General features: G+C 64.2%; 5 protein-coding genes and 1 tRNA gene. 2 read left to right on the forward strand and 4 right to left on the reverse strand.

Translation table 11 applies throughout. From position 1 onward, the window contains the following. Positions 1-98: 98 nt before the first annotated feature. Positions 99-5501 (reverse strand): glycoside hydrolase domain-containing protein, encoded by a 5403-nt coding sequence (locus AC4PWQ_RS01840; protein WP_492089610.1) that lies wholly within the window; start codon positions 5499-5501, stop codon positions 99-101. A 385-nt stretch (positions 5502-5886) separates the two neighbouring features. Between AC4PWQ_RS01840 and pulA the strand changes: the two genes are divergently transcribed. Beyond that, the gene (pulA, locus tag AC4PWQ_RS01845) at positions 5887-12921 is read left to right on the forward strand and encodes a pullulanase-type alpha-1,6-glucosidase (RefSeq protein ID WP_492089611.1); all 7035 of its coding nucleotides are present in this window, start codon (positions 5887-5889) and stop codon (positions 12919-12921) included. 154 nt (positions 12922-13075) lie between these two features. Next, positions 13076-14008, forward strand: coding sequence for an SGNH/GDSL hydrolase family protein (locus AC4PWQ_RS01850; protein WP_492089612.1), 933 nt, complete (start codon positions 13076-13078; stop codon positions 14006-14008). Between the two features lie 44 nt (positions 14009-14052). On the opposite strand, the gene AC4PWQ_RS01855 is transcribed toward AC4PWQ_RS01850, so the two are convergent. The 3 genes from AC4PWQ_RS01855 to AC4PWQ_RS01865 form a co-directional block, all read right to left on the reverse strand. Beyond that, positions 14053-14125, reverse strand: a tRNA-Thr gene (locus AC4PWQ_RS01855). A gap of 122 nt (positions 14126-14247) precedes the next feature. After that, entirely contained in the window at positions 14248-15090 is an 843-nt protein-coding gene (locus AC4PWQ_RS01860) for a DsbA family protein (protein WP_371151489.1), read from the reverse strand. A gap of 121 nt (positions 15091-15211) precedes the next feature. Next, complete coding sequence (locus AC4PWQ_RS01865; protein WP_492089613.1) at positions 15212-17308, reverse strand: serine/threonine-protein kinase; 2097 nt, start codon at positions 17306-17308, stop codon at positions 15212-15214. Positions 17309-17362 lie beyond the last annotated feature (54 nt).

Genomic DNA, 17362 nt, shown 5'->3' on the forward strand with positions numbered 1-17362 from the left:
ACCTGGAGAGCGCGGCATTCGCCTCTGCCTGGCAGTACGGAAACACGCGGAAAAGAAGGGGCGGGCTCACCGAAGTAAGCCCGCCCCTCGCCGCTTAGTTAGCGCAGCAACTGGCGCAGCGCGCGTTCCACGCCGGCGTTGACCGAAGCCATACCGCCAACGATGTCAACGAAGCGTGGCTTGCGTTCAGTTATCACCGCGCTCGCCGCAGCAGGCAGCGTCGAGGCGCGGCTGAGAAGCAGCACGCCGTCATGGCTAGCCGCCAGGGCCCCGCCTGCCAGGGTGTCAGCGTACGTAGCGCCCGAAACCACCACCACTCGTGTACCCGCCGGGGCATATGTACTGACAAGATCGGCTGCCGTCTCGTAGCGGGTGGCACCCACCACAGTCTCCATCGTGAGGCCCGCGATGAAACCGTTCTTGCTCAGGGCGTGTGCCGCCGCACCGACTCCTACCACGCGTAAACCCGCGTTCAAGTACCCATCGGTCACCTGCGGCAATGCCTTGCCCGCACTGAACACCACTACCCCACCGGTACGGCCAGCCAAGGCCCCCGCCGCCACACCGTCAGGAAAGTTGGTGCCGTCAACGACGTAGACCATCTTCTTAGAGCCGGTCACGCGCTCGGTGGCTTTGGCCACCTGCACGGCAGTGTCGTAACGGTCTACACCAAACACGCGCTCAACTCCATGACCAGCGCGCTGCAAAGCAGCCAGCTTGCCGGGAGAGACGGAACCGGAGCCGCCTACGACAATCACCTTGGTGATGCCCTTTTCTCGCAGCACGCCGAGCACCTCGGATTCGAGTTGGGCGCCGGTGGTCAACAAGACCGGGGCGTTGTGGGCTGCCGCCAGCGGACCGGCCGCCAACGCATCTGCGTAGTTGTTTCCAGAGGCCAGGATCGCAGTTCTCCCCCACTTTTCCGCACGGGCGACCTCGATAGCGGTCTTGACTCGATCGACACCGCTCAAACGGCGTACTTGCGCAGGGACAGTTGGAACCGTAGGCGGAGCCGTCGTAGGCGGAGCCGTCGTAGGCGGAGCCGTCGTAGGCGGAGCCGTCGTAGGCGGAGCCGTCGTAGGCGGAGCCGTCGTAGGCGGAGCCGTCGTAGGCGGAGCCGTCGTAGGCGGAGCCGAGGTCGGAGCCGAGGTCGGAGCCGTGGTCGGGATCTCCACGTTGTCTGAACAACGCACCCACATCCCGGCCCAATCGGCGTGGTCTTGTCCGTTGCGTCCCTGCGGATCCACCAGCAGGGAAAGCTGCGTCTGCCCATTGAGGGCAACCCTGGCACTCCCCGTAGGAGTCGAAGCCGTCATCAAGCCAGAGCGCCACAAGCTCGTGGCACCGGACTTGACCTCAAACACCACGGAGGCTGCGGAACCAGGCCTGCGCTGCACATCATCAATGCCGTAGTCGAAGATCAGCTCCTTGCAGTGAGCCGGCACGGTCACGTCCACCTGGGAGGCCGCGTGTGTCCCCAGCCCCTTGGAATAAAGCTTGCCGCCCATCCGCAACGGGCCGCCGTCACCGGCCTGGTCCTCTCCATTGGAGCGGTCCTTCTCCACCGGTCCCCACCCATTGCTCACCTGGGTCCAGGTCTGGTCAGAGAGGTAGAAACCACCCGCCACCACCGGGAATGACTGAGAAACCAGCTCGCTTGGCCCCGCACTCACTCTGATCTGGACGGTATCGATGCCCACCTTGCCCCGGGTGGAGAATTCGACTTGGGCGGTCTTTGCCTCCAGTGGGGCCAGCGTTACCGTGGTAGGAGCCGCCGCAAACAGTTCGCCAACCACATTGACGGTCACTGTGCGCTCCTGGTCGGTGATGTTGCGCAGCTCCACGCTGGCGGTAATCGGATTGCTCGGATCCTCTACCGCCGTGCGATCGAGTTGCACCTTCCCCACCGTCACGGAAGTAAGGTTCTCGTCCCCCAAAGCCGCGAGCAGAGCGTCGCGCAATCCGTTGAGCTTGTCGAAGTTGGTGCGCGTGGCATCGTCCTCCGCCCGCACGCTGCTTAGTGCAAGGCGCAGCGTGGCGTTGCCCTGCCCTAGTTTCTCCTTCGCCAAGTTCAGCAGCTCGGCATCCTCTAGGCCGTCCTTGAAGACCTCCCACCGAATGGAAGAAACCGGCCCCTGCTCACCGGGATAAATCACGTACTCATCGCCCTGCCCGTAGCGGAAGCTGGGGTTGTTATAAACGTCTAAGGGCCATGAGTTGAAGGTCCACCGCAGGTAGCCGTCCAAGTTGCGTTGCTCCACAACCCAACCAATGGTGCGGGCGTTGAAGGGCGGGGTCTTGACCACCGTGTTCGGTTTGGCCGGCTCGTTCCATGTGTAGAACAAAGTCGGTTCTCCCGCCCTGCGGCGTCGCTCAATCAAGTCCTGAGAAACCTGATCCAGGAACGTGTAGTTGAAGGAGATGAAGTTAGCCAAATCGGCTTCCGCCAGAGTGTTTGCGGCCAGCGCGATCTTGGGTTCCCAAGCGGGGTCGGCCTCCTTTATGAACGAAAAGGCCTGTTCCATGCGGGCAGCCGGCTGCTCGTCGAAGGCCAACGACGTGTCATCGAACCAACCTTGCTGAATCAGGTGGCGCTTGAAGTCGCGCAGGAAGGCAACCCACGCCGCCCGGTAGCGCTGGTCCGTGATACCCATGGACACCGACACGTGCTTCCCGGTGGTGGTGTCCAGGTAGTAGAGGCGGTCCCGGGACTGGAACTGGAGGGGCGCAAAGGCGTGGATGCGTTTGCCGATTCCATTGGACCGAGCCTCGGTGACCAAACGGTCAAATACCGTGTAGTCGAATGACCAGCTGGTCCCATCAAACTTCCACTCCACCGTGGAACGGTATGGGAAGGCAGTCTGAGCATGGATTGTCCCAGTGTTGAGCTGGACCAACCAGGGATCCTCCACCACCGCCAGGTCCAGGACGTCTTGACCTGCCTCTGCCTGCTCCTTCCAGTAGGGGACCAGAGCCGCGAAGTGCGCGTCTGACCACGGCTGCAGCTCGTTGTAGTCCGCCACTGCGTCGGGGTGGAACCACATGTCCAGGATGAAGGGGCGCTTGGCCACTGGACGCAATTTGGCCTTGGGGACCGTGACTTCCAACGGGTAGCTTGCAACAAGCTTGTCATCGGCTTTCACCTGCACGGTGGCGCGGTAGGTGCCCTCCTTGGCGTTCTCGGGCATGCGGACCGTGAACCACACCGGCTGGTTGTAGTTGGCGCCCACCTCAATCGTGTTTTCGCTGCTGAGCGGATCGGCAACTAGCTGGCCCGGGTTGTTCAGGTCAGGGATGTAAAGCGGGTAGCGCACCTGCACAATCTGGCCCAGGTCGTGCTCTGCTTGCTTCAGGGCAGAGACCTCCACTTGAAGCTTAGCTACGTCCTTTTGGGGCGTAACCACCAGCTGCGCCGAAGAGCGGGAGTTGGCCGGTACGGTCAGCTTCAACGGCGTGCCGGGGGGCGCCTCGTCACCGATTGCCCCCACCAATGGCACACGAGTAAAGGATGAGGTGGCGAAGGTGGTGTTGATCGGAGTCCACACTCCCACCTCGGTGCTGAAGCTTACGGAATCCTGTACGTTGACCGGCACCAATTTTGCGCTAGCCTCCACGCTCTTTCCCCCTCCGGTAGCTGTGGCGGTGTAGGTGGTGCTCCAGTCGCCAGCAATCACGTCTTCCTGTGTCACCACGTGGGAGGGGCTGTTGTTTCGGCATACGCTGGTGGCCCCCGGGGCCAGGTTGTTGACGTTGCAGTTCGCGGCACCGGCCGGGGCGCTGAAAGCCACGTTGACCGCTACGTTGCCGGAGTTTACCACCTCGACCCAGGGTTGAATCTTGTCGCCTACTATGCCGTCCACTCCGCCTGGGTAGATAGCATCCAGCACGGGCCTTATCTCCACGTTGGGAGCTGCCGCCTCGGCAGGAAGGGGGGAGTTTACTTCCACGACCGCGTTGAACTGGGCACTTCCGGCTGCATTGGTGAAACGAACCGTAACCGGGTGTCTACGTTGGTCCGCCCCAGCTGGAATGGTCAGCTGGACGTTGGCGGTGGCCTTGCCACCGGCCAAGATTTGGGCAACGTTTACGGGAGCGGCGGCCCAGCCCGGGGTGACTACCTCCAGTTGACCGGCCGCCAGGTCAGCCCCTGACTGGTTGGTTATTTCTACCGGCACCGTGACCTGAGCCCCCTGGGTTCCAGTCACCTCACTGGTCTGCCCCATGGAGGCGCAAACACCGCCTAGCCACTCCAAGTCAAAGCTCGTGTAAGACAAGTATCGGTAACCGTCACGCTCGTAGAAGAGCCCGTACTTCCCACCCCGTTCTCCGCTGCCCTCCTTGAGCGCGGTGAGGGTGGAGTACGCCGAAGCGCCCGACTGCACTACCTTGGAGACCGGCCAGGTCTGGCCGTCATCGCATGACATTCGTACTGTCAGGTTGCGACGTACGTTGGAGTTGGCAGTGTTGCTCATCAGTAGCATGCGCGCCTGGGGACTGTTGGGCGCGGCGTCGGGGAAGGCCCGGATGATGCTGCCGTTGTTGCCCGGATCGGGCAGGTTAGGGTCAGTCTCGAAGGGGCTGTAGGTCAGTCCTGCGTCGTTAGAGCGGGCAATCTTGCGGGCTGGGGCAGCGCGCGAAGACAGCAGCACTGTGCCGTCGGAAAGCTCAACCACCTTGTTCTCATCTGCCCCGGGTCCCACAAGCCCACCGGCGTGCCAAGTGGCGCCGTGGTCATCGGAGTAGACGGACAGAGCGTAATTGCCTGCGCCCTTGCGCACCGTGTACTGCTGGATCAGGCGGCCGGCCTTTTCCCCTTGGCGTAGTTGGAGGCCTTCACCCGAGGCAGCGAACATGCCCGCCATGTCCGTGCTGCCGGCTTTGATGTCAGCCGTGATGCGGTGATGGCTCCAGGAGACTCCGTTGTCCTCACTGACGGAATAGTCGGCGTGCAGCACGTTCGGGTCGGTTGCACCGGCTCCAGTGGTGGAATTGGCGAAGCCTGCGTTGATGGAGGCTGCGTAGAAGACGAAAACCTTTCCGGTTTGGCGGTCCACGAGCAAAGAGGGGTCCCCAAAACCATTCGGTGCCGACTCTTGGCGGATTACTTGGGCGCCTTGCCAAGTCTTTCCGCCGTCAGTGGAGCGGCGCATCAGTAGCGTGATGTTACTGGGCAGGTCACGCATGGTGGGTCGGCCGTCGAATACGGCAAGCAGGTCCCCGTTGTTTAACTGAGTCAGGGCAGGGATCCGGTAGCGCATCCATCCCCCCTGCCCGCGCACCGCCAGGTCAGTCAGGGTCAGGTCCTCATTGATGCCATCTCCCAGGGCGGCCTTTCCTGCCATCACTACGGTGGAGGAGGCGACGGAACTGGCCGGTGCGGCCCGGTTTGGATTCGCCTCGAGGTCGGCCATTGCTGGACTGGACAGGGTGAAGATGGAGGATAGAAGGACCCCAAATGAGGCGGACAGCGCCACTGACCGCGCGGGATGCTTAGTTTTCATGTGACCAGCTCCATTCCAGATCGAACTGCGCCCAGCAGAGCTTGGGCGGCTGCTACGGACTGTATCAGCAGCGCCACATTTGCATTCTGCTTACTTGAATATTTCGCCCCTTGGCTTGCCTGGGTCAGCCAGGGCAGGCAGCCCTCCTGCCTGCCCTGGCGTTTGGGGGTTTGTTCTTCGTTTCCTGCACCTGGCACCCTCGCTGCCTTCACTCCCTCTGCCACTACCGATTGCTTGTGCTTCTGCCCGGCTCGCCGACGGCGGTCCAACCGTGTTCGCCGACGTCGCCTACTTTTCCACTCTGTACTTTGCGATCTTGCTCACGTAGCATCTATTGCAACGTTTCAGAGAATGGACTGCAATGTTTTCAGTACGACGGCGTGTTGTGGCCACCCTCTGCGCGATTGCGCTAGCCACTTCCGGCCTTGTGGCCGGCCTGTTCACCGCATCCACTCCCGCTGCTGCCGCCCCTGCTCGCACCGCCACACTGGTTGGAGACCTCCAGACCCAGCTTGGTTGTGCATCCGACTGGGATCCGGGCTGTGCTAGCACGCTCATGCAGCAATCTGCCACCAACCCCAACCAGTACGAATTCCGGGGGCAGCTTCCAGCCGGCTCTTACCAGTTCAAGGTGGCCATGGACGGCACCTGGAACGAGACCTACGGCAAAGAGGGCTTTACCAACTCCAACATTCCTCTGCGCCTAGCTGGCCCCACACAGATTTCCATCACCTTCGACTACACCGCCAAGCACATCGGGCTGCGTCTGCCCGACCAGGAGCCTGCCCTAACGGAAGCCGATTCGGCCCTCATTCAGGCCCCAGCAACCCACCCCGGCGCAGGTCAGCGCTTCTATTTTGTCCTAACGGACAGGTTCCATAACGGCGACCCCACGAACGACCGCGGTGGTGCCACCGGCGATCGCTTGACCACCGGCTTCGACCCCACCGACAAGGCGTTCTTCCACGGTGGGGACCTCCGCGGAATCATCGCCCAACTTGACTACATCCAAAACTTGGGCACCACCGCCATCTGGCTCACCCCTTCATTCCAGAACCAGGCTGTGCAGGGCGAGGCGGAGCAGGCTTCTGCCGGGTATCACGGTTACTGGATCACCGACTTCACTCGCATCGACCCGCACCTGGGCAGCAACGAAGACATGCGCGAACTCATCGCCCAGGCCCACTCGCGTGGGATGAAGGTCTACTTTGACATCGTCGTCAACCACACCGCTGACCTCATCAGCTACGAGGACAACACAGAGCAGTACATTGACCTGGCCACCCGCCCCTACAGGGACGCAACCGGGGCGGAAATAGATATCTCAGCACTCGCCTCGAGTCCCGATTTTCCGGCTCTGGACGCCACCATCTCCTTCCCCCACCGGCCTACACGTCGAGAGTCTCCTCGTCTAGTGCCGGACTGGCTCAACGACGTCACCCTCTACCACAACCGCGGGGCGATGGACCCGAGCGGTCAGGGGGAGAGCGCCCTGCTGGGGGACTTCGGCAACCTTGATGACCTGATGACCGAGCATCCCCGCGTGGTACGGGGAATGGCTGACATCTACAACACTTGGGTGGACATGGGCCTGGACGGCTTCCGCATTGACACGGTCAAACACGTCAACATGGAGTTCTGGCGGGATTGGACCAAGCTGGTCCATCAGCACGCCAACGAAGCCGGGCGCCCCGACTTCTTCACCTTCGGCGAGGTATATGACCGACCGGCCCACCTCTTGGCAGCCTACGTGCGCGGCACGGACATGTCTGCGGTACTGGACTTCGGCTACCAGCACCGAGCCACGGAGTTCGCGCGCGGCAAGGGAGGCGATGCCACCCTCAAGCGCCTATTCGCAGACGACGACTACTACACCACCCCCACTTCCTCCGCTATCGTCTTGCCGACCTTCCTGGGCAACCACGACATGGGCCGGGTAGGATTCCTACTCCGCGAATCAGACAACGCAATGGCACGGGCCGAGTTGGCTCACAGCCTGCTCTACCTCACGCGCGGCCAACCGGTGATCTACTACGGAGACGAGCAAGGCTTTGTTGGAGTAGGCAACGGCACTGACAAGCATGCCCGCCAGGACATGTTTGCCACCGCCACCACAGAGTACGCCGAACAACCGCTACTGGACGGCACTCAACTGGGCAGCTCCGATCGTTACGACCAGTCCGCGCAGCTCTACCGCCATATCTCCGCCCTAGCCAAGTTGCGCCAGGATCATCCAGCCTTGAGCGCCGGCGCGCAGATAGAGCGCTGGTCCAGTTCCGGCTCCGGCATGTACGCCTTCTCCCGGGTGGAGCGCGCCGAGAAAGTGGAGTACCTGGTAGCTGTGAACAACTCCGCCGCCCCTGTCACCAATTCAGTCACGGCCTTGTCCAAGGACGCCACCTTCGCCCCGGTGGGCGCTAGCGGTCCCTCTGTCCGTTCCGATGCCGACGGACGGGTGGAGATCACCGTGCCGCCCTTCGGTGCCGTCGTCTATCGCGCCGATGCTCCTCTCACCGAGGTCGGCGCGGCCCCGGCCGGACAGCCCACCCGAGTCACAGGTGGTCTTACACTCGCAGGCCACCGCCTGACCGGGCTGGCTCCGGTAGGCACAGACATGAGCGGCCTAGAGTGGTCTGAGACCTCCTTCTCATACCGGCTGGCAGGCGAGGAACAATGGCACCCTCTCGGGGTAGACACCGGACAGGACGCGCGTGTCTTTCACGACGTCTCCGCGCTTAGCGCGGGCACCGTTGTGGAATACCGAACTGTAACTGTGGACGCCAACGGGAACCGGCATGCCTCTGCTGGCTACGGCGTGGTGGGCGTTGACCTGACTACAGGGACACAGGTGCAACAAACCGGAGTGCTGGTCACAGTTCCCGGAACCTTCAACTCCGAGTTGGGCTGCACCGGGGGCGTGGACGGGGACTGGGATCCGGCCTGCCTGCACACGAAGCTAAGCAAAGACCCAGAATCAGGACTATACGTGGGCAAGTTGTCCCTCCCCGCAGGCGAGCACCAATACAAGATCGCCGTGGGCGGATCTTGGGAAGAGAACTATGGCACGCCCACCGGGGAAAACGTCTCCCTATCTTTGCCCCAAGCCACGGAGGTGACCTTCATCTACGATCACTCCTCCCATGCCTTCTTCACCTCTCCTCCCTTCCCGCTCGTCACCCTGCCCGGTACCTTCGGTGCAGCGCTTGGCTGCACGCAGGGGGACCTGGAAGGAAACTGGGCCCCGGCCTGCCTAGCAGGGCTAATGTGGCCGGGGCAGGACGGCAAATTCCACTTCACCTCCAAGCGGATTCCTGCCGGAGAGCACGAGGTCAAGGTGGCCCACGGCCTATCTTGGGCAGAGAACTACGGGGACGGCGGGCAGAACTACCGTTTTACCCTTCCTGCCGGCCAGGCCCCGGTCTTCACCTACAGCCCGGACACCCACCGCCTGGAGATAACCTTCACCGACCTGGGCAGCATGCAGTCCACCGCCGCCCGGGCCATCTGGGTAGACGGACGCACCTTGGCGCTACCAACCAGCCAATTCGACGGCCACAATCCCGCCCAGGTCGAGGTGGCTTTGTTGGTCTCCCCCACCACGCAGGTTGAGTTGCGCGGCGGGCGTCCCCACGCTGCGGACGGCGAGGCGTCGTCCCTACCATTGACCCGTGCAGGCGCCACCCCCACAGCCGCTCAGCTCGCCAAGTACCCGCACCTGCGCGGATACTCCATCTACACGCTCAGTGACGCAGACGCTGCCAGGCTGGGGCAACTGCTCACCGGCAGCATGGCGGTGCTCGTTTCCCAGGGGCAGACGCCACTGACTCTGACCGGCGTGCAGATTGCTGGCGCGCTCGACGCGCTGTACGCACCCGCTGCAGCACAGACCCGGCTAGGCGTGACCTGGACCGCTCCCGGCACCCAGCAGGCCTCGCCCACCCTGCGCCTGTGGGCACCCACCGCCAAGCAGGTCCGCCTCCAGCTCTGGGACAATCCCGAAGGCACCGGCGAGCCCACGCAATATTCCGCCACGCGCGACGAGGCGAGCGGAACGTGGAGTGTGGAGGGCAGCCGAGAGTGGAAGAACCGGGCGTATCGCTACCTGGTGGACGTATACGTCCCCAGCGAGGCGAAGGTAGTCACGAACGCGGTAACCGACCCCTACTCGTTGGGCCTAACCACGGCCTCAACCCACTCTGTGCTGCTAGACATGGCAGATCCGGCCCTCGCCCCGCCGCAGTGGCAGGATCTACGCGTCCCGGAGGTGAAGCGCTCGGTGGACCAGATGATCTACGAGCTGCACGTGCGCGACTTCTCGATCACCGACCAGAGCGTCCCGGCTGCGCTACGCGGCACATACAAGGCCTTCACAGTGAGCGACTCCGCCGGTATGCGCCATCTGCGTGAACTGGGGCAGGCCGGGGTCAACTCCATCCATTTGCTCCCCACCAACGACATCGCCACCATCCCGGAGCCTGCCTCCGAGCAGGCAGTGGCTAGCATTCCTGCCGCTGCGCCGGACTCTACCGAGCAGCAGGCCGCAGTGGCTGCCGTGAAGGACCTCGACGGATTCAACTGGGGCTACGATCCCTACCACTACTTCGCACCGGAAGGCTCCTACGCCTCCGACCCCAGCGCCGCCGGACGCGTACGTGAATACCGTGAAATGGTGGCCGCCATAGGCCATGCCGGCATGCGAGTGGTGGCGGATCAGGTCTTCAACCACACGGCATCCTCCGGGCAGGGCGGCACAAGCGTTCTGGATAAGGTGGTACCGGGCTACTACCACCGCCTAAACGCTGACGGAAAGGTGGAGAACTCCACCTGCTGCGAGAACCTGGCCACGGAGAACGCCTTGGCCGAGCAGCTAATGGTGGACGCAGTCACCACCTGGGCACGCGACTACAAGGTTTCCGGCTTCCGTTTCGATCTAATGGGGCACTCCTCCCGGGCCAACCTGGAGGCAGTTCAGGCCGGTCTGCGTCAACTCACCCTAGACAAGGACGGAATAGACGGAGCAACCATCCACCTCTACGGCGAGGGCTGGAACTTTGGCGAGGTAGCCAACAACGCCCGCTTCTACCAGGCCACCCAGGGCCAGCTGAATGGCACAGGCATCGCCACCTTCAACGACCGCCTTCGCGACGGGGTACACGGCCACGAGGGCCACACCCAGGCTTTTGGAACCGGGCTGGTGACTGATCCAAACGGCCACCCACAGCAGGGCGTGGAGCACCTGCGCTATCTCACAGACTTGGTGCGCCTGGGCATGGCAGGCAACCTGGCCAGTTACTCCTTTGAGACCAAGGACGGCGTAAAATCCGGGGCCGAGCTCAGCTACGGTTCCGGGCCTGCCGGGTATGCCAGCCAGCCAGGGGAGAGCGTCAACTACGTGGACGCCCACGACAACCAGACACTGTATGACCTCTCTGTCTTGCAGCTGCCGGTTTCCACCTCGCGTGCCGACCGTGTGCGCATGAACAACCTGCAACTAGCCACCGTTGCCCTTGGGCAGTCACCTGCCTTCTGGCACGGCGGCACGGACCTGTTGCGTTCCAAGTCCCTGGACCGTGACTCCTACAACTCCGGCGACCACTTCAACGCGATCGATTGGAGCGGGCAGCAGCACAACTTCGGAGTGGGGCTTCCCCCGGCGGAGAAGAATCAACAGCTGTGGGAGCAGCAGGCTCCACTACTGCGTAACCCGGAGTTACGCGCTCAGCCGGCGGACTTGGAGTTCTCCCGTCAGCTCTCCCTAGAGCTAGTGCGGTTGCGCTACGCCACACCCCTGATGCGGTTGGGTAGCGCACAGGCCATCCAGGAAAAGGTCTCCTTCCCGGCCGGTGGCCCTAACGCCCAGCCCGGTCTGCTGATGATGCTGATCGACGACACCGCAGGCGCTGACGTCGATGCCAAGCTCGACGGCGTGTTGACGGTATTTAACGCTTCTCCACAGCAGCTCACTCAGCGGGTTGATTCCCTTGCTGGCCGCCGCTTTGCGCTCTCCGCTATCCAGGCTGAGGGAGTGGATCAAGTAGTCAAACAGACCAAGTGGGACGCGAATAGCGGCACGGTTATTATTCCGCCCCGCACCGTGGCTGTGCTGCACGAACTTGAGCAGATTCCGACGCCGCCGACGCAGACGCCAACGGTCGCGCCACCCCCGACGCAGACCCCGACGCAGACCCCAACGCAGACGCCAACGGTCGCGCCACCCCCGACGCAGACGCCGACGCAGACGCCAACGGTCGCGCCACCCCCGACGCAGACCCCGACGCAGACGCCGACGCAGACGCCAACGGTCGCGCCACCCCCGACGCAGACGCCGACGCAGACGCCAACGGTCGCGCCACCCCCGACGCAGACGCCGACGCAGACGCCAACGGTCGCGCCACCCCCAACGCAGACGCCGACGCAGACCCCGACGCAGACGCCAACGGTCGCACCACCCCCAACGCAGACGCCGAGCTCCACACCGAGCACGTCGATATCCGCCATCCCCTCTCCCGGCCCGGCTATCGTGCACCGCGTTTGGGGAGCCGACCGAGTCGAAACCGCCTTGGCGGCAGCGCGTGCCGGTCGTTTTAGTGGCACTACTGCGGTAGTAACAAGCGGGCTGGGTTTCGCGGACGCAGTCACGGCAGGGCCGTTGGCCGCCGCGATTGACGGTCCACTGCTACTAACTACGGCGAGCACGGTGGAACCCGGAGTCCTGGCCGAGCTGCACAACATGCAGGTCACGGAGGTTTACCTGGTTGGCGGCACCGGCACGGTGTCCTCGCTGAAGGAAACACAGCTGCGCCGAGCGGGCTTCTCCGTGCGCCGCTTGGCCGGTCCGGATCGGTTCTCCACCGCCACAGCTGTGGCCGCAGAGGTGGCCCGCATCAGTACGGTGGAACGAGTCTTCCTGGCCAACGGGATGGACTACGCGGACTCTCTAGCGGCAGGACCAACTGCCGCCCGTCACGGTGGCATCGTGCTGCTGACACGGGCAGCCCAGCTTCCGCCTGCGACTAGGGCCTACCTGGCGGCTCACGACTCACTGCCTGTTGTGGCCGTAGGTGGGCTGCCTGCGCAGTCCTTGCGCGGTTCTCACTACGTGTCGGGAATCAATCTCATGCCGGTAGTGGGGGCGGATCGATACGCCACCGCTGCGCTGCTAGCCCAACGTTTCCACTCCGCTCCCTCTGCTCTGGTGGTAGCAAGCGGGGCCACCTTTGCAGATGGTCTCCCCGGGACCGCGTTGGCCGCAAACCTGCGTGCGCCGCTACTACTCAGCCGCCAGACCGCTCTCAGCCCGGAGGTGGCCAGCTACCTGACTGCCACCTCCACGGTGCGGCGGGTAGAGCTGCTGGGAGGCACAACCACCCTGCACCCGGCGGTCCAAAGCGCATTGGAGAGGCTGCTGAAAGACCGTTAAGCACAGCGTGGGTCGCCCGAGCACCGATAGGTCTGGGCGGCCCACGCTGTTTCAACCACACCCGCCGGTAGGCACGCATAACGGAGGCTTCCTCCCCCTATGCTGTGTGAGGGCAGACGCAAGCTTGACTGCTCTGATCGCGCAAGGAGGATTCATGCCCTCAGCTCACCCCGGCTCCACCTCATCCGCCCACACAAGCACACCGGCGGGAGGAGCGTCGTCCCACCCAGACCTCTACTGGGGGGCTCCGCTGCGAGGGGGGCGGGAGCACTTTGGCCGCACCGCCCTCCCCTTGGAACTGTCTGCGGTGGAGCGGTACGTGGCGGTGGGTGACTCAATCAGTGAGGGGCTGGAAGATCCACGCCGTGCGGGCCGCATGATCGGGTGGGCAGACCGCCTAGCCGTGGAGCTTTCTGCCGCCCGGCAGGAGGGCGGCATGGCGCCACTGCGGTATGCCAATCTCGCCATTCGCGGCCGGTTGCTGGGCAACATCCTGGGTGACCAACTGGAGCAGGCGTTGGCGATGCGCCCAAACCTGATCTCCATTTGGGGCGGCGGAAACGACGTCATGCGCCTGCAAGCCGACGTCCGTGGGCTTCTACAAGCGCTGGACAAGGCCGTTGCGCGCGCCCGCGACACGGGCGCAGAGGTGCTCACCTCCACCTTTGTCGACTGCTCAGATTCCCCTCTCTTGAAGGCGATCAGTCCGCGCATGATGGAGTTCAACGAGGGGGTGCGCGTGATCGCGCAGCGGCGTGGCTCGCGAGTAATCGATCAATTCCGCATTCCCTCGTTGAAGGATTGGAACGCCTGGGCCCCCGACCACATCCACTTGTCATCTTCTGGGCATCAGATCGTCACCCAGGCGGCACTGGAGGCACTCGGCATGCCCACCGACCGCACTCAGTGGGCTCCGCGGCCCGCGTCGGCGGTAAAAAAGCTGACCCTGCGCCAAAACATTGCCTGGTTCCAAAGAGATGTCCTGCCCTGGATTGGGCGCCACATTAACGGACGCTCTAGCGGCGACGGCCTCGCCCCCAAGTTTGCACAATACGTTGAGGTGCCCAGCTCAGGGTTCCTGGACTAGCGGAAAACAAAGCCCCCTAATTCCTCCGGGGAATTAGGGGGCGGAGCCACCTGCGGGACTCGAACCCGCGACCGTCCGCTTACAAGGCGGGCGCTCTACCAACTGAGCTAAGGTGGCGCGGCGCTGAAACGCCAGCGCCGAGTATAGCGGAGGGCCCGCAGCGCACGCGCTGCGGGCCCAGTGCTTTGGCGGACCTGCACCCATCGGGCGGGCCCGGCGGTGGAGGGAGCCTTACCGCCTTACTTGGTGGTCTCCGTGGCCGCCGGGGTCGGGTATGTGTTGGTGCGCACCCACTGGTCCAGCCCGCCGGGCTGCATGATCAGCGCGAAGTCAGAGGGCTTGCCGTCCTTGACCACGGTGGGCGTGGCGGCGCGCTTGTCCTCGCTGAGCTCGCCGCTGTTGGAGCGGGTAACGAAGTCAGTGGTGGAGGCGGACACCAGCGGGGCGTAGGTGTTCTTGGAGAACGCGTCGATGGTGGACTGGGGCACGCCCAGCTCCTTGGCGGTGTTCTGGATCGCCTCGAAGCTCAGCTTGCTGGCGTCCTGGGCCTGGTTGGCCTCCAGGAACACGGTGAACAGCTTCTCGTGGAACTGGTAGGCCAGCTCCGGGTTCTTGTCCACCACCTCGTAGAAGGCGTTGGCGGCGGCGTCGGTGAAGGTGGAGCCCAGGATGGAAACGGGGTGGAGCACCACGTTCACGGCATCGTCGTCCAGCAGCTTGGCGAGGGTCTCGCGCTGGGCCAGCTCGAAGTGGGCGCAGGCGCCGCAGGAGTAGTCGAAGTAGACGTCCAGGACCGGCTTGCCGTCGCTGCTGGTGCCGGCCTTCTTGGCCGGCCCGGCGAAGGACACGCCGCCGTTGTCGGTGACGATCGCGGGCTGGTCCACCTTGCCCGCGTTGGCGTTCTTCTTGTAGACGGCGAACACGATGGCACCGACCGCGACCACCAGGCTGGTGGCGATGGCGATGATCATGAGCATGCGGTTGCGCGAGTCTCGCTTGAGCTGTTCTGCCCTGCGCTGCGCAGCCTGGTTGCGGGCTGCTTCGCGGCGCTCGTTGCTTGTGGGTCGAGACTCTTTCGCCATGTTTTCTTCCCTTACGATTTCGCGGTCAAACGCGATCACTCTAGCGGCTTTGGCTGGGAATGTACTGGTGGCCGACGCCGCCCCGGCGCCGCCCCGTTGTCGTTGTCGCCTTTCGCGCCGGCTATGCGCTGGTACCGCTCTGCGTTAGGGCGTAGGCGGCCAGGAGGACCAGGAGGAAGCTGAGGGTGACCACCGCCCGGCGGGGAAGCTCTGCCAGCAGGGCGGCGGTGCCCACCCGCGAGTGGCGGGCCAGGGGCGTGTGCCACAGCCCCACCCACACCAGGAAGACGAGGGCTGCTTTCGCGCCGCTTTCTCCCAGTGCCGTCAGCTGCACGTGGGAGAGGTGCGTGGAGGCGCTCAGCCACGCCCCGCCACGCCAGGCGAGCCATATAGCTGCTCCGACCGGCGCCAGCATTACTGCTTGGCGCACCAGGTAGAGCGGGACGTTCAGCGCGGCGCGCCACCAGGGCTGCTGGCGGGCCACGCTTTCTCCCACCACTGCGGTGAGTAGGGCCAGGGTGGCCGCGCATATGGCGGCGTAGCCGGCATACGCTCCTAGGCTCATGACTGCCAGCACTGCGCCCACAGCCAGGGCAAAGACCGTGCGCACCCACGCGGGAGCCAGGGCCGGGCCGGTGGAGGTGCCTACCGGGCCCTGCCAGGCCGCCGGTTGCGTTCCCTGCCACTGGCCAGCCTGAGCTGGAGACGCCCAGTGCACGGGGGGCACCGACTGCGCGAGTTGCTCCCCCGGCTGCGGCGCGTACTGCCCCGGCGTGGCGTGAGACGGCGGCTGCATAGCCGCTTGGAACAGTGCCGATTTACTGGGCACGCCCAGTGGGAAGCCCGGTGGGGTAGGAATTGGCGGCGGGGCGCCCAGGGCACCGGGAACCGGGGCGATGGGCTGCCCATTCCAGTAGGCAGACGCGTTAGGTAGGTTGGTTGGCTGCTCCACTTGGGCCTGCTGAGGGAAGGGCGCGGCGTTCGCGTACCTGCCGGGGGCAGCGGGCATGGCGGCGGTCAGTCCGTCGCGCGCCGCCTGGTCAAACTGCGGCCGGTTTTCGGATTGGTAGTAGTGGCCGACGTCGTCCCCCCGGCCCACGCCTAAAACTTGGGTGGGTAGATCACAGGCCTTCGGCGGCGAGGTGGCGGGAGCGACGTCGTGCAATTGCTCACCTACCCAGCTGCCCAGCACGGCCGTGGGAATCGCTTCCTGCGCCAACTCTCCCCTGGCAGCACTTGAGAGCAAATCCGTCTGGCCGGCGTCCGCTGAAAACTCGGGGACCGGCGCTGTTGGCAGGGCGCCCTGGGCAGGCAGCCACTCCCCCAGAATCTCGGTGTTGGCCGCCGCCTGGCCGTGCACCAACCAGTCGGTCTCCACAGGGCTGCCAGCGGGAACAACCTCGGTGGGTGCAAACGCGGCATCTGCCAGGTCAGAAAGACCCTGCAGCGTCTGCGTCGGCTGCCCCCTGCGTGCCGGGTCAGGATGGAGGGCAGCGCGCAGCAGCTCGGCTAGGTCGTGGCCCAGCCCGGCCACGTCAACCTGCCCGCGCTCAGCCCGCTCCAAAATCGCCACCGGGTTACCAGATCCAAACGGCGGCCTCCCCGTAGCGGCAAACGTCAGCACGCCAGCCCAACCCCACCAGTCGAAAGCTGGCGTCATCTCTTGCGCGCTACCACGCCAATACTCGGGCGGGAAATAGCCGGCTGTTCCTATTACCAGGCCGGCTCCGGTGACGCGCTCTGAACCCACCCACTGCGCAATACCAAAGTCGATCAGTACGGGACCTGACGCTGACATGATCACGTTGCGCGGCGAGACATCGCGGTGAACTGCCCCGGCGGCGTGCACCAGGTGCAGCCCGGCAGCAAGATCCTCCGCCAGGTTGGCCAACTCCACTGGCCCCAACGGGCCATGTGTGTCAACGAAAGCGGCCAGAGTGGGCCCCTCCACCAGCCGGGAAACAATGAACGGCTCGTCCCCGTCAATCTCAAAATCCAAGACTCCCGCGATGGAACGGGCATCCAACTGGGTTATATGGGCTTCCCGCTTGAGCCGCTCCCGGGCCACGGGGTCACTGGCGACGTGGGGATGCAACAGTTTCAACGCGACCTCTTGGCCGCTGGGAGCGAGCGCCCGGTATACAGTGCCACTTCCTCCGGACCCCAAGCAGGCGCCCAGTTGGTAGCCGCCAACCACACGCACCCTTTGCCCCGACATGGAGCCAGGCTAAGTGGGTCCACACCCCGTGGCAAACACTGCCGGAAAAGATTC

The sequence above is a fragment of the Buchananella sp. 103232 genome, assembly GCF_058725725.1.